Origin of the sequence: Cobetia sp. AM6, from assembly GCF_009617955.1 — a bacterium.
Classification (GTDB): domain Bacteria; phylum Pseudomonadota; class Gammaproteobacteria; order Pseudomonadales; family Halomonadaceae; genus Cobetia; species Cobetia amphilecti.
In genome coordinates, this window is sequence record NZ_AP021868.1 from 3,566,966 (window position 1) to 3,587,264 (window position 20,299).

General features: G+C 64.9%; 17 protein-coding genes. 6 read left to right on the top strand and 11 right to left on the bottom strand.

Annotated elements, in window-relative coordinates:
• Window positions 1–25: 25 nt before the first annotated feature.
• Window positions 26–607: an L-threonylcarbamoyladenylate synthase gene (locus tag CLAM6_RS14905; RefSeq protein WP_153636528.1), complete on the bottom strand. Its 582-nt coding sequence runs from the start codon at window positions 605–607 to the stop codon at window positions 26–28.
• Between the two features lie 306 nt (window positions 608–913).
• Here CLAM6_RS14905 and CLAM6_RS14910 point away from each other — a divergent pair, with 306 nt between their 5' ends.
• On the top strand, window positions 914–1,798 hold the full coding sequence (locus CLAM6_RS14910) for a 5'-nucleotidase, lipoprotein e(P4) family (RefSeq protein ID WP_153636529.1): 885 nt from the start codon (window positions 914–916) through the stop codon (window positions 1,796–1,798).
• Window positions 1,799–1,857: 59 nt separating this feature from the next.
• Here CLAM6_RS14910 and dprA read toward each other — a convergent pair whose 3' ends face one another.
• Together dprA and CLAM6_RS14920 are read right to left on the bottom strand one after the other, a co-directional pair.
• Window positions 1,858–3,147, bottom strand: a complete 1,290-nt coding sequence (gene dprA, locus CLAM6_RS14915; RefSeq protein ID WP_242007695.1) for a DNA-processing protein DprA — start codon at window positions 3,145–3,147, stop codon at window positions 1,858–1,860.
• Between the two features lie 101 nt (window positions 3,148–3,248).
• A complete protein-coding gene (locus CLAM6_RS14920; protein ID WP_054556857.1) occupies window positions 3,249–4,301 on the bottom strand; it encodes a LysM peptidoglycan-binding domain-containing protein in 1,053 nt (350 codons plus the stop codon).
• Between the two features lie 255 nt (window positions 4,302–4,556).
• On the opposite strand from CLAM6_RS14920, the gene def reads away from it, so the two are divergent.
• From def to CLAM6_RS14945, 5 genes are all read left to right on the top strand, one after another.
• Window positions 4,557–5,066 carry a peptide deformylase gene (def, locus tag CLAM6_RS14925; RefSeq protein ID WP_043333797.1) on the top strand — a complete coding sequence of 170 codons (510 nt, stop codon included), beginning with the start codon at window positions 4,557–4,559 and terminating at the stop codon, window positions 5,064–5,066.
• 185 nt (window positions 5,067–5,251) lie between these two features.
• Complete coding sequence (gene fmt, locus CLAM6_RS14930; protein WP_153636530.1) at window positions 5,252–6,256, top strand: methionyl-tRNA formyltransferase; 1,005 nt, start codon at window positions 5,252–5,254, stop codon at window positions 6,254–6,256.
• Window positions 6,253–7,704: a 16S rRNA (cytosine(967)-C(5))-methyltransferase RsmB gene (gene rsmB, locus CLAM6_RS14935; protein WP_153636531.1), complete on the top strand. Its 1,452-nt coding sequence runs from the start codon at window positions 6,253–6,255 to the stop codon at window positions 7,702–7,704. The genes fmt and rsmB overlap by 4 nt, the downstream gene beginning before the upstream one ends.
• A gap of 160 nt (window positions 7,705–7,864) precedes the next feature.
• On the top strand, window positions 7,865–9,238 hold the full coding sequence (trkA, locus tag CLAM6_RS14940; RefSeq protein WP_043333795.1) for a Trk system potassium transporter TrkA: 1,374 nt from the start codon (window positions 7,865–7,867) through the stop codon (window positions 9,236–9,238).
• A gap of 94 nt (window positions 9,239–9,332) precedes the next feature.
• Window positions 9,333–10,781, top strand: a complete 1,449-nt coding sequence (locus tag CLAM6_RS14945) for a TrkH family potassium uptake protein (protein ID WP_043333794.1) — start codon at window positions 9,333–9,335, stop codon at window positions 10,779–10,781.
• Window positions 10,782–10,870: 89 nt separating this feature from the next.
• Here the strand turns inward: CLAM6_RS14945 and CLAM6_RS14950 are convergent, their stop codons facing one another.
• The 8 genes from CLAM6_RS14950 to CLAM6_RS14985 form a co-directional block, all read right to left on the bottom strand.
• On the bottom strand, window positions 10,871–11,782 hold the full coding sequence (locus CLAM6_RS14950; RefSeq protein ID WP_153636532.1) for a tRNA-uridine aminocarboxypropyltransferase: 912 nt from the start codon (window positions 11,780–11,782) through the stop codon (window positions 10,871–10,873).
• Between the two features lie 99 nt (window positions 11,783–11,881).
• Window positions 11,882–12,826, bottom strand: coding sequence for a bile acid:sodium symporter family protein (locus CLAM6_RS14955; RefSeq protein WP_043333793.1), 945 nt, complete (start codon window positions 12,824–12,826; stop codon window positions 11,882–11,884).
• An 82-nt stretch (window positions 12,827–12,908) separates the two neighbouring features.
• Window positions 12,909–13,658, bottom strand: a complete 750-nt coding sequence (locus CLAM6_RS14960; protein WP_052384572.1) for an SIR2 family NAD-dependent protein deacylase — start codon at window positions 13,656–13,658, stop codon at window positions 12,909–12,911.
• Between the two features lie 54 nt (window positions 13,659–13,712).
• The gene (gene aceK / locus CLAM6_RS14965; protein ID WP_153636533.1) at window positions 13,713–15,491 is read right to left on the bottom strand and encodes a bifunctional isocitrate dehydrogenase kinase/phosphatase; all 1,779 of its coding nucleotides are present in this window, start codon (window positions 15,489–15,491) and stop codon (window positions 13,713–13,715) included.
• A gap of 206 nt (window positions 15,492–15,697) precedes the next feature.
• Window positions 15,698–16,663: a tRNA 2-thiocytidine(32) synthetase TtcA gene (ttcA, locus tag CLAM6_RS14970; protein ID WP_082388814.1), complete on the bottom strand. Its 966-nt coding sequence runs from the start codon at window positions 16,661–16,663 to the stop codon at window positions 15,698–15,700.
• Between the two features lie 212 nt (window positions 16,664–16,875).
• Window positions 16,876–17,097, bottom strand: a complete 222-nt coding sequence (locus CLAM6_RS14975) for a hypothetical protein (RefSeq protein ID WP_043333792.1) — start codon at window positions 17,095–17,097, stop codon at window positions 16,876–16,878.
• A 532-nt stretch (window positions 17,098–17,629) separates the two neighbouring features.
• On the bottom strand, window positions 17,630–18,274 hold the full coding sequence (locus tag CLAM6_RS14980; protein WP_131432712.1) for a 3'-5' exonuclease: 645 nt from the start codon (window positions 18,272–18,274) through the stop codon (window positions 17,630–17,632).
• A 28-nt stretch (window positions 18,275–18,302) separates the two neighbouring features.
• Window positions 18,303–20,267: a DUF294 nucleotidyltransferase-like domain-containing protein gene (locus CLAM6_RS14985; RefSeq protein ID WP_242007696.1), complete on the bottom strand. Its 1,965-nt coding sequence runs from the start codon at window positions 20,265–20,267 to the stop codon at window positions 18,303–18,305.
• Window positions 20,268–20,299 lie beyond the last annotated feature (32 nt).

Consider the following 20,299-nt stretch of genomic DNA (forward strand, 5'->3'; position numbering starts at 1 on the left):
TCAACTCGAGGGGCGATCCTGCTGCTCAGGCGCGCAGTACCTTGCCGGTCGCGAGATCACGAATGGTGCTGGGGCGCGGATTGCCGCCGAGCGGTCCTTCGAGGATCACGTCATTGACCAGCGCATCGCCGAAGGCGTCACGCACCTCGTCTGCGGTCATGGCAGGCGATTCGCCGGCACGGTTGGCCGAGGTCGACACCAGCGGGCCGCCGAAGGCGGCGCACAATGCCTGGACCAGCGGATGATCGGTCACGCGCACGGCCAGGCTGACGTGTTCACCGCGCAGCAAGGGGTGCGCACGGCCATTGTCAGGCACCAGCCAGGTATAGGGTCCCGGCCAGCTGGCCAGCAGCTGCTCACGCTGCTCGACGGTGACTCCCGCCAACCAGGGTTCCAGCTGGGCGATATCACCGGCGATCAGGATCAAGCCCTTGGCGGCGTCGCGGGACTTGAGCTTGATCAGCCGAGCCAGGGCCTCACCATCGTCGGGATCACACCCCAGCCCCCAGACGGCCTCGGTGGGATAGGCAACGATGCCCCCATTGCGAAGACAGGCAGCGGCGCCGTCGAGGGCACGCTGATCCAGCGAAACATCACTGACATTCATGATCTGCTCGAACTCCTAGCTGCGGCAACACAATGGCGGCGATTCTAGCACGCTCACCGGCGCGAGACCGACGCTGCACATCGACGCAACACGGCGTCGCGTCGGGGTGGCATAGGCGCACCGCCCGGTTCACGGCATGATGAACGGGTCCATCACCCTCAGGGTATTGCGAAACTGACGCAAAGGCTTGTTTCAAAAGACTATCGAGGTCATTTGAACGCTTTGCTGGACAGTCTCCAGCACTGGGCCTGATGGCGTTTCACCCCCACTTTGCCTCCCCCTTTTCTTCAGACAAGGATGTGATCCATGCGTCGCGCTTTCTCACTGACCACCTCAGCCGCTCTACTGCTGGCATTGGCAGGCTGTGCCAGCTCTGGCACCCAGACGCCGACCGCGCCGGCGCCACGCCCTGCCCCGCTGCAGGATGCCGCAGCACAGGCGCCCTTGAGCGACCAGGCCATGCTGGCGACCCTGTGGATACAGCGCAGCGCGGAGTTTCATGCCCTGTCACTGCAAGCCTTCAACGTGGCCCACGACCGCCTGAATCTGGCGCTGGCGCGTCGCCACGCGCAGGACAAGCCGCTGGCGGTGGTCGTCGATGTCGATGACACCGTGCTCGACACCACCAGCTACGGCGGCTGGGCACTGCGTGAAGGCCGTACCTACGACAGCCAGAGCTGGGCTGACTGGGTGGATGATGCCGTCTCCACGGCTTCACCAGGCGCCGTGGAGTTCCTCAACTACGCACACGCCAGCGGCGTCGATGTCTACTACATCACCAACCGCAAGGCGGCCGGCAAGCAGGCCACCATCGCCAATCTTGCCGCGCTGGGCTTCCCGCAGGCCAATGCCGAGCACGTGATGCCGCGCACCGACAGCTCCGACAAGACCGCGCGCCGCGCGCGGGTCACGCAGGGACATGACATCGCGCTGCTGATGGGCGATAACCTCGGTGATTTCGATCAGGCCTTCCAGCAGTCCACCACCCGCGCACGCAATGCCGAGGTCGCGCGCCAGGCGGATCAGTTCGGCCGTCGCTTCGTGCTGTTGCCCAACCCGACCTACGGCGAGTGGGAAGGCGTGCTCTACGATGGCAACTGGAGTGCCAGTGAGCGCGAGAAGCGCGCCATGCGTGACGCGGCGCTCAATGCCTGGCAGCCCGAGAGCGGCACGGTCAGCCAGGGCAAATGAGTTCAGGTTGCCGGCCTCCCGGATCATCACTGCCAGGCCGGCGACTTTTGCTCAGAACGTCAGAGCCGTTTCCAGCCACCCGGTGCCTGCATGACTCGCCCCTCGAGCTCCAGTTCCAGCAACTGCATGCTCAGCTCGCTGACCGAGGTGCCGCTCAGCTCGACCAGCTTGTCCAGCGCCAGCGGCACGGCCCCCAGAAAGCACAATGGCGACGCCTCCTGACTGACAGGCGGCGTGGCAGCGCGTGACGCTGGCAGCGCCAAGGACGGCAAGGGCAGTGATGTCGTGGGTGTCGCGAAGGTGGCGGAGGTTGTCGCTTGCCGAGCCGAAGTGGCGGAGCGAGAGGCCGCAGAGACGGCAGCGGACTGCCTGGATGACACCACCCGGGCCTGCGTTGACGGCTGCCCGGCCGAGTGAGCCGGCAGCAGGTGCTCGAGCTCCGCCAGCATGTCATCGACATCGCGTACCAGCGTCGCCCCCTGACGGATCAACTCCAGACAACCGCTGGCGGTGATGTCATCGATGCGTCCCGGCAGCGCGAACACCTCGCGATTCTGCTCCATCGCCAACCGGGCACTGACCAGCGAGCCACTGCGCAGCGTGGCTTCGACCACCAGCACGCCAAGTGACAGGCCGGTGATCAGCCGATTGCGGCGCGGAAAATGACGCGCATGCGCGCCGGTGCCAGGCGGATGCTCCGAGAGCAGCAGACCGCCGCCCTCTAGCAGCCGTTGACGAAGATGATGGTGCTGGGCGGGATAGACCACATCGACCCCACAGCCGAGCACCGCCAGCGTCGAGGGGTTGGCCGCATAGTCGTGCGCGCCGAGACGCGCTGACGCCGCCAGGGCTCCCTGATGCGCCGCGGCATCGACTCCCAGTGCCAGTCCACTGGCGACACTCCAGCCACGTGAGACCAGCTCAGCCGCGAAGTCATGCGCATGCCGCAGGCCTGCCTGGCTCGCCTTGCGTGCGCCGACGATGGCCAGCATGGGCAACTCAAGCAGCGACTGCCGCCCCAGCGCCCAGAGCGCCAACGGCGGATCCGGCAGGGTATCGAGCATGGCTGGCCACTCGGGGTCCGCGGGGGTGAGCAGATGATAGCCCTGTGCCGGCGCATGCCAGGCAAGGTCTGCCATCACCTGCGCATGGAGTGGCGAGGATTCGGGACGCTCGCACCACAGGCGCAGCGGTGCCGCGAGGCGTGGCGGCAATACCGCCAGCCAGCCCTGCGGCCAGTCGGCCCGCTCACGCAGCTTGGCCGCGGTATGCGTGCCAAAGCCCGGCAGGCGCGCCAGAAAGACGAAATCCGCCCGCGAGGGGCCGCGTTGTTCGACATCGATCGACACGCCACACCTCCCGAGCGGATTATTGACTCACCCTGGTTGTTCACTTCAGCACGACGAGTCGTTTCACCACGCCGATGCTTGCGGATGACAGGGGCTTTCGATCAGCCGTGGGGCTCCAGCAGCTTGTCACCGACGCTCAATGGGCGGCCGGCCTGCATCACCAGCGCGTAGCTGACCTTGTCGTAGATACGAAATACCATCACCAGGCCACCTTCCTCACCGGGCAGGGTGATCGGCTCGCCGGTGACGGGGTCGGTGATCGTCTCGCCGCGGCGCTCGATACCGAAGACGTACCCCGGCTGGATGCCTTCACGACTGCCGCGATTGAGCGCCACGATGTCATTGCGACCGATGTTGCGCAGTCCATCGGGGGCCGCGAGGATGACACCACCCACATCTTCTTCGGGCGGCTGCGGCTGGAAGCTGGTGGTGATCGCACCACCGTCCGCCGGCAGCAGCAGATCGCCATTGAGAATCTCGCGATTGGCCGACAGCACGCGCAGCACGCCGATATCGCCTTCGCGGCGCTCAAGCTTGATGTCGCCGATGCTGATCATCTCCAGCCCCAGAAACTCCTGGGTATCCGGGTCCAGATAGCGCTGGCCCTTGCGGTAGACGCTGTAGGTGTCATTGGCGGACCAGTTGCCGCGGGCGTAGATGGTATCGCCGGCCCCGCTGATCAGACGGGTGTCATCCCCGGCCACGATATAGGGCGCATCGGTGAGCAGCGCCGGGTCAATCACGCGATGCTCTTTCAGGAAGGCCGAGATCTTCTCCAGCGGAATCGGCGGCACCGCCTCGCGCTTGGGAATCTTGCGGATCTGGGGAGACAGCTTGACGACCCCGCCCTGGCCGCGCTCCAGTCGCAGACGTGGCTCGCCATTCTCGTAGTAGAGCGAGATGCGATCGCCCGGATAGATCAGGTGCGGATTCTTGATCTGCGGATTGGCGCGCCAGACTTCCGGCCACAGCCAGGGTTCACGCAGAAAGCGCCCGGAGATGTCCCAGAGCGTATCGCCACGCACCACCACGTAGGTGGAAGGTACGTCATCACGCACGGTTGCTGCCTGTGCCAGCGACATCCCTGCGCTTGCCCCCAGCGTCGCCATGCCGAGGAGTGCCGTAAAGACGGCATTGCCGACCAGTCGTTTCATGCCCATTCCTGCGTCCCTTGCGTTATTGCCACCCATCGCTCGGTGGTGATGGTCTTGTTCTGAACTCCGCACCGCGCAGACCCGCTCTGCCCCGCGCCTGGTGGCTGCTGACCCCTGTCCATCGCCATGTCAGATCAATCCTGACTATTGCCGCGATAGTAGCAGCATTGACGGCATTCGGTTCCGTTCCTCGCTTGCGCACACTACAATATCAGGCAAATCCTTTCTGACAGCACAACGGTAATTACACCAGCCATGGCCAAACGCGAAATCCTTGAATTCCCTGATGAGCGTCTGCGCAACGTTGCCGCCCCGATCGACACGATCGACGCCGAGCTGCAGACCCTGATCGACGACATGATCGAGACCATGTATGACGCCCGCGGCATCGGCCTCGCCGCGTCACAGGTCGACGAGCATCGCCGTCTCATCGTCATCGACGTCAGCGAAGATCAGTCCCAGCCGCTGGTGCTGATCAACCCGGAATACACCCCGATCGGTGACGAACAGCAACCGATGCAGGAAGGCTGCCTGTCGATTCCTGAATATTATGCCGAAGTCCCGCGCTATCTGAAGGTACGACTCAAGGCTCAGGACCGCAACGGCGATGCCTACGAACTGGAAGCCGATGGCCTGCTGGCACATTGCATCCAGCACGAGCACGACCACCTGCAAGGCAAGCTGTTCGTCGACTACCTCTCCCCGCTCAAGCGTGATCGGGTGATGAAGAAGATGCAGAAGCGTCACAAGCTGCAAGAAGCCTGATCTCTCACGCTCGGCCACACGGCCGATATTGAGCGCATGGCGGCACCGCACGAAGGCCGAGGGCATCCCCTCGGCCTTCGTGCGGTTACTGGTCCATCAGCCGCGTCTGTCGCGCTGGCCGTCCTGCCGCAACCGTCAGCACCTTGAGCACGGCCGCCTCCGTGCTCCTACATGAGTCATAGCACATGTCGAAAGCCCTGCGCATCGCCTTTGCCGGCACCCCCGATTTCGCCGCCGAGTGTCTGTCCGCCCTGCTGGGCAGTCGCCACGAGATCATCAGTGTCCACACCCAACCTGATCGCCCCTCCGGGCGTGGTCGCAAGCTGACCCCGGGCCCCGTCAAGCAGCTGGCGCTCCAGCACGATATCCCCGTCCATCAGCCGCTCAACTTCAAGGACGAGGCCGATCGTCAGATCCTGCGCGACCTCGAGGCCGACATCATGGTGGTGGTGGCCTACGGGCTGATCCTGCCGCAGGCGGTGCTCGATATTCCGCGTCTGGGCTGTCTGAACATCCACGCCTCTCTGCTGCCGCGCTGGCGCGGTGCCGCGCCGATCCAGCGTGCCATCGAAGCCGGTGACAGCGAATCCGGCGTCACCATCATGCAGATGGATGCCGGCCTGGATACCGGTGACATGCTGCTGATCCGTCGCACCCCGATCACCGCCAGCACCACCGGTGGCGAGCTGCACGATGCGCTGGCGGCCCAGGGTGGCGAGGCCATCGTCACGGCTCTCGACGCCATCGCCGCCGGCGACCTGCCCGCGACCCGCCAGCCGGATGAGGGCGTGACCTACGCCGCCAAGCTCTCCAAGGCCGAGGCCGAACTCGACTTCACCCGCCCTGCCGCCGAGCTGGACGCGCGCATCCGCGCCTTCAATCCGTGGCCGGTGGCCTGGACCCGCCTTGAAGGCGAGCCGCTGCGCCTGTGGATGTCCCGCACCGGTGAGCAACGCCTCACCGACAGCGTGACGCCCGGCACCCTGCTGGCACCCGGCAAGGATTGCCTGCGCATCGCCTGCGGCGATGGCCATGAGGTGCTCGAGATCACTCGCGCCCAGCTGCCCGGCGCCAAGCCGCTGTCCGTCAAGGACCTGCTCAATTCCCGTGCTGCGCGCTTCCCCGAGGGCCTCGTCCTCGGCGCAGATCACGCCCCTGATACCGATTCCCAGACCGAGACTTCCGCATGAGCCAGTCAGACAACCCGTCCTCCAAGGGCAACGGCAAGAAGCGCAACTCCCTGCCGCCGGCCCGCAGCAAGGGCGGCGCTCACAAGCATGGCGGCGCCCGTCGCAAGCCTGACAATGCACCGGCCTCGCCGGGCGCTGCGGTGCGTGTCGCGGCTGCGCGGACGCTGGCCCCGGTGCTGGCCGCGCGTACCTCGCTGAACCTGGACAGCCTGCCGTCCGGCGTCGCCGGGCGTGATCAGGGCCTCTACAAGGCACTGTGCTTCGGCGTCTGCCGTCAGCTGCCGCGTCTGGATGCCTTGGCGGGCAAGCTGCTGAAGTCATCCTTCAAGTCGCAGGATCAGGACATCCACGCCCTGCTGCTGCTCGGCCTCTATCAGCTGCTGTACATGCGCATCGCCCCGCATGCCGCCGTCGGTGAGACCGCTGGCGCCGCCCGTGGCCTGGGCAAGGGCTGGGCCACGGGCGTGCTCAACGCCTGTCTGCGTCGTTTCCAGCGTGAGCAGGAAACGCTGGAAGCCGAGGTCGACAAGGACCCCGCCGTCGCCCTGTCCCACCCCCAGTGGCTGCTGGATACCTTCCAGCGCAACTGGCCGGACGACTGGCAGGCCATTGCCGAGGCCAACAACGCCCAGGCGCCGATGACGCTGCGCGTCAATGTCGCCGCCATCAGCCGCGACGACTACCTCGCCCAGCTGGCGGAAGCCGAGATCGAAGGCGTGGCCTGCCCGTTCGCCGAGCACGGCATCACCCTGACCAGCGCCTGCGACGTCAGCGCCCTGCCGGGCTTCGAGGAAGGCCTGGTCAGCGTGCAGGATGAAGCGGCACAGCTGGCCGGTCAGCTGCTGGCACCGGCCGTGACGGCCATCAACGCCGAGGGTGAAGGCGTGCGCCTGCTGGATGCCTGCACCGCGCCGGGCGGCAAGCTGGCGGACATGCTGGAGCGCTTCCCGGGCCTGGACGCCACCGCCATCGACATCGACGGCGAGCGCCTCGAGCGCGTGGAAGAGACGCTGGAGCGTCTGGAACTGGGTGCCGGCGTCGTATGTGCCGATGCCAGCGAACGCGACTGGTGGGACGGCGAAGCCTTCGACGTCATCCTGCTCGACGCGCCCTGCTCCGGCAGTGGCGTCATCCGTCGTCACCCGGACATCAAGCTGCTGCGTCGCCCGAACGACATCGGCGACTTGGCGCGCCTGCAGGGCAAGCTGCTGGCCAATCTGTGGGGCATGCTCAAGCCCGGCGGCACCCTGGTCTACGGCACCTGCTCCATCATCACCCAGGAAAACGCCCGCGTGATGGACCGCTTCCTGGCCGCGACGCCGGACGCCAAGGCCGAGACCATCAAGGCCGACTGGGGCCGTGTCTCCGGTGCTGGCCGCCAGATGCTGCCACAGGTCAATGGTCACGACGGCTTCTACCTGGCCCACATCACCAAGGCCAGCGCCTGACCACAGCCAGGTGAGCCGTGTCGGCGCGACGTCCGTGATGACATGAGACGCCACGCCTGACATTCCCGAACAGCCGCGCCCCGACTCTCGGGGCGCGGCTGTCTTCCGTCCTGGCACTGGTTTATCCTGTGCCGACTGAGCAACAGCGGACGAGCCGGACATGAAAATCATCATTCTGGGCGCAGGTCAGGTCGGCGGAACGCTCGCCGAACACCTGGCCCATGAAGAAAATGACATCACGGTGGTGGATACCGACAGCGAACGGCTGCGAGAGCTGCACAACCGACTCGACATCCGCACGGTCACGGGGCCGGCGAGCTATCCGCAGATCCTGCGGCAGGCGGGTGGCGAGGATGCCGACATGCTGATCGCGGTGACCAACTCTGACGAGGTCAACATGATCGCCTGTCAGATCGCCCATAGCCTGTTCCACACGCCGACCAAGATCGCGCGTGTGCGCTCGACCGCCTATCTGACCCGCAAGGGCCTGTTCTCGCATGACGCCATTCCGGTGGATGTGCTGATCAGCCCCGAGCAGGTGGTGACGGACCACATCCGCCGCCTGATCGAATACCCCGGCGCCTTGCAGGTGCTCGACTTCGCCAATGGCGTCGCCCAGCTGGTCGCGGTGAAGGCCTATTACGGTGGGCCGCTGGTCGGTCAGGAGCTCGGTTTCCTGCGTCGCCACATGCCCAACGTGGATACCCGCGTCGCCGCCATCTATCGTCGCAATCGTCCGATCATCCCGCGCGGTGACACCGTGATCGAGGCCGATGACGAGGTGTTCTTCATCGCGGCACGCAAGGACATCCGCACCGTGATGGGCGAGCTGCGACGCGTCGATCGCAACTTCCGCCGGGTGGTGATCGCCGGTGGCGGCCATATCGGTGAGCGTCTGGCCGAGACGCTGGAGCACAGTCATCAGGTCAAGATCATCGAGCACTCGCTGGCGCGTTGCACCGACCTTTCCGAGCGCCTCGATCGCACCGTGGTCCTGCACGGCAGCGCCACCTCCAAGCGTCTGCTGCTGGAGGAGAACATCGAGGATTGCGACATCTTCTGCGCGCTGACCAACGACGACGAGGTCAACATCATGTCGTCGATGCTGGCCAAGCGACTCGGCGCCAAGAAGGTGCTGACGCTGATCAACAACGCGGCCTACGTGGACCTGGTGCAGGGCGGCGAGATCGACATCGCCATCTCGCCCCAGCAGGCGACCATCGGCGGCCTGCTGACCCACGTGCGCAAGGGTGACATCGTCAATGTCCACTCGCTGCGCCGTGGTGCGGCGGAGGCCATCGAGGCCATCGCCCACGGCGATGAGCGCTCCTCCAAGGTGGTGGGCCGACGCATCGAGGATATCAACCTGCCGGAGGGCACCACCATCGGTGCCGTGGTACGCGGCAAGGAAGTGCTGGTGGCGCATCATGACCTGGTGGTGGAATCCAACGACCACGTCATCCTGTTCGTGGTCGACAAGCGTCGCATCCGCGAGGTGGAGCGTCTGTTCCAGGTCGGGTTGACCTTCTTCTGATGCCGGCCTCCATGACTTCCGTCCCCCGCTCGCGTCCGCCCCGAACGTCACTCGGCGGCCTCGCCACGCAGCGCCTCTACCAGGGAGGCGCCGCATGAGCCTACGCGTGATCTCTCGCATCCTCGGTATCCTGCTGATGCTGTTCAGCCTGACGCTGGTGCCGCCGATGCTGATCTCGAGGGTCTTCGAGGACGACACCCTGAGCGCCTTCGCCGTGGCGATGGGCATCACCCTGCTGACCGGTTTCGCGCTCTTCTACCCCAATCGGCACGCCCGCAAGGAGCTGCGCAATCGCGATGGCTTCCTGATCACGGTGCTGTTCTGGACCGTGCTGGGGGCCTTCGGCTCGCTGCCCTTCCTGCTCGCCGAAGACCCGAACCTGACCATCATCGATGCCATGTTCGAGTCGTTCTCGGGGCTCACCACCACCGGCGCCACGGTGATGACGGGGCTCGATCTGCTGCCCCACTCCATTCTCTACTATCGCCAGCAGCTGCAATGGCTGGGCGGCATGGGGATCGTGGTGCTGGCGGTGGCGATCCTGCCGACACTCGGCATCGGCGGCATGCAGCTCTACCGCACCGAGATTCCCGGCCCGCTTAAGGACTCCAAGCTGACGCCGCGCATCACCGAGACGGCCAAGGCGCTGTGGTACATCTACGCCGCGCTGACGCTGGTGTGCTTCGCCAGTTACTGGGCGGCCGGCATGAGCTGGTTCGATGCCCTGGGCCACAGTTTCTCGACCGTCGCGGTCGGTGGCTTCTCGACCCACGACGCCAGCATCGGCTACTTCGACTCCGCCAGCATCGAGATGATCTGCGTGTTCTTCATGGTGGTGTCCTCGATCAGCTTCGGCCTGCACTTCGCCGCCTGGCGCGAGGGGCGCATCAGTCATTATCTGCGCGACCCGGAGACACGCTTCTTCCTGATCCTGCTGCTGATCCTGACCTGCGTCACCATCGCCGGCCTGCTGCTCACCGGCAGCTACGATGACAGCAAGGCGCTGCGCCACGGCCTGTTCGAGGCCGTCTCGGTGGCCACCACCACCGGCTTCGGCGTCGCCGATTTCACCGGCTGGCCGGGCGTCTTGCCGATGATGCTGTTCATCGCCGCCTTCATCGGTGCCTGCTCCGGGTCCGCCGGTGGCGGCATGAAGGTCATCCGCATCCTGCTGATCCTCAAGCAGGGCGTGCGCGAGATCCATCGTCTTATCCACCCCAATGCCATCCTGTCGGTCAAGGTCGGCAAGATGCGCATCTCCGAAGGTGTCGCTGAAGCGGTGTGGGGGTTCTTCTCCGTCTACCTGATGCTGTTCGTGCTGATGATGCTGGGCATGCTGGCCACCGGGCTTGACCAGGTGACGGCGTGGTCAGCGGTCGGCTCGGCGCTCAACAATCTGGGGCCGGGCCTGGGTGAGGTCGCGACCCACTATGGCGATATCCCGGGGGCCGCCAAGGGCATCCTGATCCTCGCCATGCTGCTGGGACGCCTGGAGATCTTCACCATCCTGGTGCTGTTCACGCCGGCCTTCTGGCGGCGCTGATAGCCGCCAGAAGGCCGAGAGCATCACCTTGAACGCAAACGCCCCCGCCGGAGGAATCCGACGGGGGCGTTTTCTTTGTGGCGCTTCGACTATGACTCGCCGGTAGTGGCGTCACGGCGCGCCAGCAGGCGGCGCATCGGCGCGGTCGGCTCCAGCACATAGTGGATGCGACTGGCACGATAGCAGTCGTTGAAGGCGTCGAAGTAGTCATCCAGCACGCTGGCCGCGTTCTCCTCCCCCGCCTGACGCAGCAGCTCCGCCGCCACTTCCGCCGTGCACAGGTGCGCCTCGGAGGCAGGCTTGCGCAGGTGATAGCGGGTCAGGCGCTGAGTGTGCAGCGGCAGGACCGGCAGGCCGTCCAGATAAGGGCTCTTGCGGAAGATGCGCCGCGCCTGACGCCAGGTGCCATCGAGCAGGATGAACACCGGAATGCGCGCCTCGCCACTGGCGGTATGCGTTGCCACATCGGCGCCGACGCCGGCGATGGCATTCACGTCGACCACGCGGTCGGCGTAATCGGGCTGGTCATCCGGGAAGATGATGAAGGGCTGATAGCGCTCATCTTCCAGCAGCGCCAGCAGGCGCGGGTCCGGCTCGACGCGATACCAGCTGAAGACCTCGGTGCCCGCCAGCACATCCGAAATCAGGCGCCCGGTATTGGTCGGCTTGTAATGCTCCAGCGGGTGGGTGATCAGCCAGAACTTGATCCGCGACTCGGCGGTGACCTGATAGGGACACAGGCAATTGAGCCTGGGCAGGCGGCACGCCTCACAGCGAATCACCTGACTGCCGCGCGCCTTGAACTCGCGGCGCGGATGCCGCCCATGCCACGCCTCCGGCTCGCCACTGGGCAGCGTGGTGATGCCACTGCCTTCGCCTGGCGCGACGGTATCGATTGCCACAGCGTCGCCATCGACGCTGGAGGCGACAGCGGAAGCAGATTGAGGCGCACAGGCGGCGATATCGTCGCCATCAGCCGGCGGGGGGCGGGAATCACACATGATGAGCAGTCAGAACCAAAGAAAAAGGGACGCGCATTCTAGCATGCGCGTCCCTTTCTCCTATTCCTCTATCACAGCTCAGGCGGCCAACTCGCGGGATCAGACCTCGTAGCGGTGCTTGCTGCCGGTCACGAACTTGGGCGGACGACGCTTCCAGTAGCCAGCCAGCAGCGACCCCGAGACGTTGTGCCAGATGGAGAAGATCGCCCCCGGCAGGGCCGCCGTGGCGGAGAAGAACTGACTGGCCAGTGACGCCGCCAGGCCGGAATTCTGCATGCCGACCTCGATGGCGATGGTGCGCGAAGTGCGCTCATCCAGCCCGAACAGACGCGACAGGCCATAGCCGGCGCTCAGGCCGATGGCATTGTGTGCCACGACCGCCAACGCGACCAGCGGGCCCAGCGTGGCGAGGCGCCCGACGTTGAGCGAGACCACGATGGCGATGATCAGCACGATGGCCAGCATGGCCAGACTCGCCAATGCCGACTCCCACTCGCGGATCAGATCACGCGCGAAGTGGTGCACGACCACGCCGAGCACGATGGGGGCGACCACCAGCTTGGCGATGCTCAGCAACATGCCGCTGACCGGCACGTTGATATCGGTGCCCAGCAGCCACCAGGTCAGCAGCGGCGTCATCACGATGGAGAGCAGCGTCGAGGCCATGGTCATCGAGACCGATAGCGCCACGTGTCCGCCGGCCAGCCAGGTCATCACGTTGGAGGAGGTTCCCCCTGCCGTGGCGCCGACCAGCACCATGCCCACCGTCAGCGCCGGGTCCAGCCCCAGCAGACGCGCGATCAGGAAGGCGGCCAGCGGCATCACGCTATATTGCAGCAGCAACCCAAGCGCGATCGGGCCGGGGCGACGTGCCACGCGTATGAAGTCGTCACGCGACAGGGTCAGGCCCATGGCGAACATGATCAGCGCCAGCAGAGGCTGAATGGTGTCCTTGAGCGCCACGAACGGCGTCGGAGCCACCACGGCGATGCCGGCAAAGACCAGCGCCCACAAGGGGAAGAAACGATTCAGCGTCTCGAACATGCTTTTCACTTTTCGGTCGCCCGGGGCATCGATTTCCCGGAAATTGCTGGCCCGCCTCCCATGGCAGGCCTGAAGGCGCGCATCATAACGTATCAGGCAGCCCCAGGTGGCCCTGATACAACCAATGGCGCACAAGGCGCGGCACCGCCTGACCGGCACTTTCGGCCAGCGGCAGCACGCCGGGCTCGGCCAGTTCATCGGCATTCGGGTCGACCAGCACGATGGGGGCGTCCAGCGGTGCTGCTGCATAGAGGTTGGACGCCGGCATGACCTTGAGCGAGGTGCCGACGATCAACAGCAGGTCCGCCTCGGCGGCGATCTCCTCGGCGACCGCGTAGAGCGGCACCGCCTCACCGAACCACACCACGTCCGGACGCAGCTGACTGCCCTTGTCACACAGGTCCCCGAGGCGAATGCCGCCACGCGGCAAGGGATAGCGCAGGCCGTGGTCGACGCTGGAGCGCGCCTTGAGAATCTCGCCATGCAGATGCACGACCTCGCGCGAGCCCGCTCGCTCGTGGAGGTCGTCGATGTTCTGGGTGATGACCGAGACGCGAAAGCCGTGCTGCTCCAGCTCAGCCAACGCCTTGTGGGCCGCGTTGGGCCTGGCGCGGCGTACCTGGGTGCGGCGGTCATCGTAGAAGCGCAGCACCTGCTGGGGGTCACGTCGGAAGGCCTGCGGCGTCGCGATGTCTTCCAGACGATGCTCTTCCCACAGGCCATCCTCGGCGCGGAAGGTGCGCAGGCCGCTCTCGGCGCTGATGCCGGCGCCACTCAACACGACCAGATGGCGTCCGTGACGTGCACCGGGGTCCTTGAAGCCTTCACTCATCTAGCACTCTCTCTGGCGTTGGACAGGATCGAACAGCGGGCATGGCGATCACACTCAGTCATCGATGAAATCCTGACTGCGATCGACACCGAAGCGCCGCTTGTTGCGATAAGGGTAGACATCGATCACGCGCCCTTGCGCGATGGCGTCCTGCAGGCCACGCCACCAGCTGGCCTGGAAGATCTCGGGATGCAGCTCGTAGAACAGCTTGCGCAGCTGAATATCGGCAAACAGGAAGGGGCCGAACTCCTCGGGGAAGATGTCGTTGGGCCCCACCGAATACCAGGGCTCGCTGGCCAGCTCCTGCTCAGGGTAACGTGCCTCGGGAATCTCACGGAAGTTGCACTCGGTCAGGTAGCTGATCTCGTCGTAGTCATAGAAGACCACCCGCCCGTGGCGCGTGACGCCGAAGTTCTTGAGCAACATATCGCCGGGGAAGATGTCAGCGGCAGCCAACTGCTTGATCGCATTGCCATAATCATTGAGCACCGCGCGGGTTTCCTCGGCGTCACACTCCTCGAGATACAGGTTGAGCGGCGTCATCATGCGCTCGGTATAGCAGTGACGGATCAGCACCTTGTTGCCGCGCAGGCTGATCGAGGAGCTGCACACCTCCAGCAGCTCTTCGAGGCAGGCCGGGTCGAAGTGGTCCTTGCCGACGGTGAAGTTCGAGAATTCCTGCGTATCGGCCAGTCGCCCGACCCGATCATGGCGTTTGACCAGACGGTACTTCTCGCGCACCTGATCACGACTCATGTCCTTGCCGGGGGCGAAGCGGTCCTTGATCAGCTTGAACACCAGCCGGTAGCTGGGCAGCACGAAGACCGCCATCACCATGCCGCGCACGCCCGGCGCGATGATGAACTGATCGGAGCGACTCGCCACATGCTGGTTGAGGCCGCGGAACAGCTCGGTCTTGCCATGCTTGTAGAAGCCGATGGCAGCGTACAGCTCTCCGATGGGCTTCTCGGGCATCAGGGTCTGCAGGAACCCGACCACCTCGCCGGGCACTTCGATCTCGACCTGGAAATAGGCCCGCGTGAAGGAGAAGATGATCGAAACCTCTTCCGGCTCGATGATCACGGTATCCAGATAGACGCCATCGCGCTCGGTATGCAGCACCGGCAACACCAGCGGCAGGGTCTGGCCGCCGCCCTCGATGCGCCCGACCAGATAGGCCCCCTTGTTGCGATAGAAGACGCTGCGCAGCATCTCGAAGGCGGCGTCCGGCGCATCGCGCACCACCTCAGGCAGCGTCGCGAGCAACATCTCGGCGCCCAGCGTCACATCGCGCCCCTGATGCTCGAAGGCGATCCCCAGCGGCGCCTCGTTGAGCACGGATTCGAGTGCCCCGGCCCAGTCACCCTCGACCGGCACACGATGGCTGATGCTCAAGCCGGAATGGCGTGCCGGCCTCTGGCGGGATGGCGAGACGAACATCCAGTCATCGCGGATGTGACGATGGGAAAACACGCTGCAGAAGATGGAGTTGTAGAAGGTCTCGGCCAGCTTGTAGTCGAGGCGTTGATCGATCAGCGCCATGTACTGCCGCTTGGCCTCGCCCCACAGGGTGCATTCGCACAGGCGGTCGGGCTCGAAGGCGCGCTCCAGCCGCTCCATGGTGGCGGCGACCTTCTCGTCATAGAGGTTGATACGCGCGGCGGAGGCCTGCTGTGCCTCACGCCAGTCGGCCTCGATGAAGCGCCGCCGCGCATCACTGGAGATCTGCTTGAAGCGTGATCGATATTCATCGAAGCCATGCAACACGGTCGCCGCCAGTCGCTGGCCCTGCTGGCCATTGCCGCGCTCGTCACTGTCCACATCATTGCCCATCGCCGCCTCCCTGCCCTTCAGTCACCTGACATGACCAAAGCATGCGGACTGTCGCGCCAGCAAGCGAGACGACAATGGTCGCGGGCCTTCAACCCTGCCTCACGCTAGATGCGCCATCCATCAAGGCCGACCACCTGAAACGCAGAACGCCACCCCGCAAGCGAGGTGGCGTTCATGATGTCTGACGACGGCCAGGGGCGCGTGGCTTACAGCTCATGCCCCAGCGAGGCCGCCGAGTCGGCCAGCGGCTTGACGCGGCGCTCGGCCTCGAACAGATCATCGGCCATGCCGGCCTGCTCGGAACTCATGTCCAGCGCATCGATGCGCGAGGCCTGGAAGCGGTCACGCTGCTCATCCAGGCCGGCGAAATCGAACAGGTCACGGTCTGCCAGATGTGACGGCGCCACCGAGGTGACGGCATGGAACATGGTTTCCAGCCGCCCCGGATGCTTCTTCTCCCAGTCCTGCAGCATCTCCTTGACCACCTGACGCTGCAGATTCTCCTGCGAACCGCACAGGTTGCAGGGAATGATCGGAAACTCGCGCGCGTTGGAATAGGCCTCGATATCGGACTCACGGCAATAGGCCAGCGGGCGAATCACGATATGGCGCTGGTCATCGGAGAGCAGCTTGGGCGGCATCGTCTTGAGCTTGCCACCGAAGAACATGTTCAGGAACAGCGTCTCGAGGATGTCATCGCGGTGGTGACCGAGGGCGATCTTGGTCGCGCCGATCTCGGCGGCGAAGCCATACAGCGAGCCACGACGCAGGCGCGAGCACAGCCCGCAGGTCGTCTTGCCCTCCGGCACCTTCTCCTTGACGATGGAATAGGTGTCGCGCTCGAGGATGTGGTACTCGACGCCCACCGACTCGAGCCATGCCGGCAGCACATGTTCCGGGAAGCCGGGCTGCTTCTGGTCGAGATTCACTGCCACCAGCGTGAACTGCACCGGCGCATTGCGCTGCAGGTTCATCAGGATATCCAGCATGGTGTAGGAATCCTTGCCCCCGGACAGGCACACCATCACCTTGTCACCATCACGGATCATGCCGTAATCGGTGATGGCGGTACCGACATTGCGCCGCAGGCGCTTCTGCAACTTGTTCAGTTCGCGCTTGGCAGTGGCCGCATCAGTGGGGCTGGACGAAAGCTCGCTATCGGGTGTGAACATGGGGCATCAGGCTGGCAGTTTGGAAGGGCGCACAGTCTAGCATTGGCCAGTAGACGGTCACAGAGGCAGCGTGCTTCAGGCGGGGCGGCCTACCCCTATCTGAAAAGGTGGCGTGACGCCGACGCAAGATACGCCAACGCCCGCAGTCAGCGGGCGTTGGCGTGTGGCATGCGCCGTGGGGAACAGCGGCGCTTGCAGGACGTCCGTGCAAGCTAGAAAAGGCGCAGCACTTCCAGATAGCGGATCACCACCCCGCCCAGCATCACGAGGATACCGAAGCGTTGCAGTCTGAATTCAAGCGCAGTGAGCGCAAGCTTGCGAGACCAGAACATCAGCACACCGCGCATGTCCTGAGTCCGGCGAATATAGAGGCCGTAGGCAAACAGCACGATGGCCAGGCCAAGAATCAACAGCGTATTGGTCGCGATCAGCATGTCGCACCTCGTGGGCAAGTACCCCTGAGTCATAAGGAAGGCAATCGTGGGCGGATGCCTTATCTGAAGCCGGGCCCCGAGCAGATGCCCGGGGCCCGACAGTCATCACCTGGCGCAGTGATGACGATCCTGAAGAGAATGATGCCGTCCTCAGGCCTGACAGAGGCTGGCTGACAGCAGGTCCTTGTCACGCATGGCCTTTGCTCGCTGTCGCCGCTTCATTATGGTTATCAAAGCTGCTCGGTCTTGCATCCTGCATGGCTTGGCCGTCCTGCTGGCCGGTAGTGCACTGGCGTGTAATCAGAGTCGACCTCTCGCCGCAGTGGGCGTGTCGTATGGGTGCCAGTGTGGACAAAGGCAGTGAGCCCGGCCATTGGACATTCCGGCAACAGACCTTGGAATAATAGCCTTGAGGATGATGTCGGCTGATGAGGCGTCTGATACTGGGCCTGACACGCATCCAGCACCTACTCAGCGCCTGCCCAGGCCCCTGACACAAGCCCCTGCCATAAGCTCCTGACATAAGCCTCGCTCAGGCCTGACTGGCCAGCGAGGGCGACAGCGGTGCCTGCATCAGGCGCTGCGCCATCAGCGCACTGGTCACGGCGTCCCCCAGCGCGCTGTGGCGACCGATCACCGGCACGCCCAGGGCATCAGCCATCGCCTCGAAGCGCAGGTCCGGGGCGGCGTCCGGCTGCTCATGCTTGCAGCGCCGGGCGTAATCGCGCGCCAGATCGTGACGCTGGTTGGGCAGATCAAAGCCGAAGCGTGGCCGCAGGTGACGGTTGATCACCGCGACATCGAAGTCGATGCACCAGCCCACCAACGGACGATTGCCGATGAACTCCAGCAGCTGTCGCAGCGCATCGCCCAGCGCTTCTCCGCCATGCAGATCGATACCGCGCAGACGATGGATGCGGATCGAGTCGCCCTGCAGCCCTTGCGGGCATTGCAGATAGAGCGACAGCGCGCTGGAGGTATGGATATGGCGCGCATCGAAACGCACCGCCGCCAGCGAGACCAGCTCGGCGTGGCCGACATCGAGACTGGTGGTCTCGCAGTCCAGCGCCACTCGCTCCCCGCCTCGCTCGGCGGCATGCCAGGGACGAAAGAGCTCGGCGAACTCGCCCTGCGCATGACGACGACGATCACTGGCGCGTCTCAGTTGTTCGAACATGCCACCTCCCCTCGACCTTGAGGCCGGTTCAGTATTCCAGGTGATAACGATGTGACAGCCGCTGCTTGAAGTCCTTGACCCGACTCAAGGCATCGCGCAATAGATCACGCTCCAACGAGGACAACGACTGGGTGATGATCAGGTTGCGACTCCCCGCCTCCCGCGCCGCCGTGGTCTGGTCCTGGCCATCATTGCGCGCGTCGCTAGCCCCGCTCGCGCCGTGTTCGTCCTCTTCCAGATGGCGCAGCTGCTGGCGCAGACGCAACTCGGCAAACAGGGACAACGCCTCGGCAAGGTCAGCGCTGTCGCTGGCCTCGATACGCCCATCACTGACCAGCGCCTCAAGCCGCGCGAAGGTGCCGGTGGCCATCACTCCGCGTTCCAGCGCCATGGTGCGAACGCCATGCACGATGGGGAAGATGCCGCCCTTCTTGATATCGATGCCGTGTCGCGGCGAGCGCAAGGAGCCGAACAGCGTCAGCGGGGTCGAGAAATGCAGCGCCGGGCGTGCGAAGTGCGACAGCAGCAGTTCATCGCGCGTGGCGTGGCGTACCAGGTGTCCGCGCAAGCTGTCGACCAGCGCTTCATTGCCGCCGCTGGCGCGCGCATCGAAGACGATGGCCAGATTCATCAGCGCCTCGCCATCGCGTCCGGCGCACCAGCGTGCGATCTTGCCGCGCCAGCGCGACTCGGTGGCGACCCACTCCGGATTGGAGACCATGATGTTGCCCGGGCATGGTGGATAGCCGAGACCCGCCAGGGCGTCACTGAAGCGCTGCAGGGTGTCCTCGTTTTCGGGCCACTGGTGGCCATCGGCGATGATCAGCCCATTGTCCTGATCGGTCTTGAGGATCTGTTCGCCGCGCCCTTCGCTGCCCATCAGCATCAGGCAACTCGAGGCCCGGTGCTCCTCCGCCACCAGCATGGCGAAGGTGCGCTCGATCAGGCGTCCGTTGAGCGCACTCAACAGCGCCATCGCATGGCGCATGTGGACTCCCTGCATCGCCAGCGCCCTGACCATTTCCGGCAGACGCGCACTGGCCTGCTCAAGCGCCACCATGTCAGAGGCGCGTTCGATCTCGAGACTCACCAGCTGACTGCGATTGGAGAAGAACCCCAACACGTCGGTCAGCTCGATGACCCCGACGACCGCCGCGTCAGGCGTCAGGCGCTCCTTGACCACGACCCGCGCGACCCGGTGGCGGGTCATCTGCACCAGCGCCTGGAACAGATACTCCTCCGCCGTGACCGCCACCAGCGCAAAGCTGCCCAGCGAGGCGAGCGGATGGTTGGCAGCCAAGCCCTGGATCACCAGCGCATTGAGCAGGTCCGTGCGCGTCACCACGCCCTGACGCCCCTCGACAGTGATGATCAGGCTGTCCGCCCCTGCCGTCTGCATGGCCTTGACGCCCTGCTCGATACTGGCGCTGGCCGCCAGCTTGAGCGGCGGACGCATGCAGTCCATCACCCGCGCCAGCATGAAGCCCGCCTGGTCGCGACTCGCGCCCTGACGGGTGTCACGCTGCGCCGCCAACAGCCGCGCCTTGTCGCTCAGGCTGTGCTGGAAGTACTCACCGAAGGCAGGACACTCATCGCACAGCGAGAAGAACAGCTGTGCGGGCAGCTGATAGCACAGCGTCTCCTGCTCGCAGACGAAACGGGTGCGGCAATGGCCATTGAGCAGCGTCAGCGCCCCGAACAGGTCCCCCGCGGTGTAATGACCGATGCGCAGACTGACCCAGGCATCCAGCCCCTCGCGCTGCGCCTTGTCGAGCGTGGCGGCGTCCGGCAGTGCCGAATCGGCGGCCAGTTCCGCCACCTCGCCCTTGTGAATGATGTAGACCGCCTCACCGACGGCCCCCGGCACCAGCGGCTGCGCCAGCGCCTCGAAATAGTGAAGGTCCACCCCTTCGGCCAGCCGTTGCCGAAGACGCTCATCCAGCAGACTGAACGGCGGCTCCTCGAACGCGATATCCACCAGTGACGCTTGCATGACAGCGACTCCCCTATGCGCGTGCAGCGCTG

Bases quoted from the DNA above. Each gene is read 5' to 3' on its own strand.
- CLAM6_RS14905 (WP_153636528.1), bottom strand. From the start codon at position 607: ATGAATGTCAGTGATGTTTCGCTGGATCAGCGTGCCCTCGACGGCGCC.
- CLAM6_RS14910 (WP_153636529.1), top strand. From the start codon at position 914: ATGCGTCGCGCTTTCTCACTGACCACCTCAGCCGCTCTACTGCTGGCA.
- CLAM6_RS14920 (WP_054556857.1), bottom strand. From the start codon at position 4,301: ATGAAACGACTGGTCGGCAATGCCGTCTTTACGGCACTCCTCGGCATG.
- def (WP_043333797.1), top strand. From the start codon at position 4,557: ATGGCCAAACGCGAAATCCTTGAATTCCCTGATGAGCGTCTGCGCAAC.
- fmt (WP_153636530.1), top strand. From the start codon at position 5,252: ATGTCGAAAGCCCTGCGCATCGCCTTTGCCGGCACCCCCGATTTCGCC.
- rsmB (WP_153636531.1), top strand. From the start codon at position 6,253: ATGAGCCAGTCAGACAACCCGTCCTCCAAGGGCAACGGCAAGAAGCGC.
- trkA (WP_043333795.1), top strand. From the start codon at position 7,865: ATGAAAATCATCATTCTGGGCGCAGGTCAGGTCGGCGGAACGCTCGCC.
- CLAM6_RS14945 (WP_043333794.1), top strand. From the start codon at position 9,333: ATGAGCCTACGCGTGATCTCTCGCATCCTCGGTATCCTGCTGATGCTG.
- CLAM6_RS14950 (WP_153636532.1), bottom strand. From the start codon at position 11,782: ATGTGTGATTCCCGCCCCCCGCCGGCTGATGGCGACGATATCGCCGCC.
- CLAM6_RS14955 (WP_043333793.1), bottom strand. From the start codon at position 12,826: ATGTTCGAGACGCTGAATCGTTTCTTCCCCTTGTGGGCGCTGGTCTTT.
- CLAM6_RS14960 (WP_052384572.1), bottom strand. From the start codon at position 13,658: ATGAGTGAAGGCTTCAAGGACCCCGGTGCACGTCACGGACGCCATCTG.
- aceK (WP_153636533.1), bottom strand. From the start codon at position 15,491: ATGGGCAATGATGTGGACAGTGACGAGCGCGGCAATGGCCAGCAGGGC.
- ttcA (WP_082388814.1), bottom strand. From the start codon at position 16,663: ATGTTCACACCCGATAGCGAGCTTTCGTCCAGCCCCACTGATGCGGCC.
- CLAM6_RS14975 (WP_043333792.1), bottom strand. From the start codon at position 17,097: ATGCTGATCGCGACCAATACGCTGTTGATTCTTGGCCTGGCCATCGTG.
- CLAM6_RS14980 (WP_131432712.1), bottom strand. From the start codon at position 18,274: ATGTTCGAACAACTGAGACGCGCCAGTGATCGTCGTCGTCATGCGCAG.
- CLAM6_RS14985 (WP_242007696.1), bottom strand. From the start codon at position 20,267: ATGCAAGCGTCACTGGTGGATATCGCGTTCGAGGAGCCGCCGTTCAGT.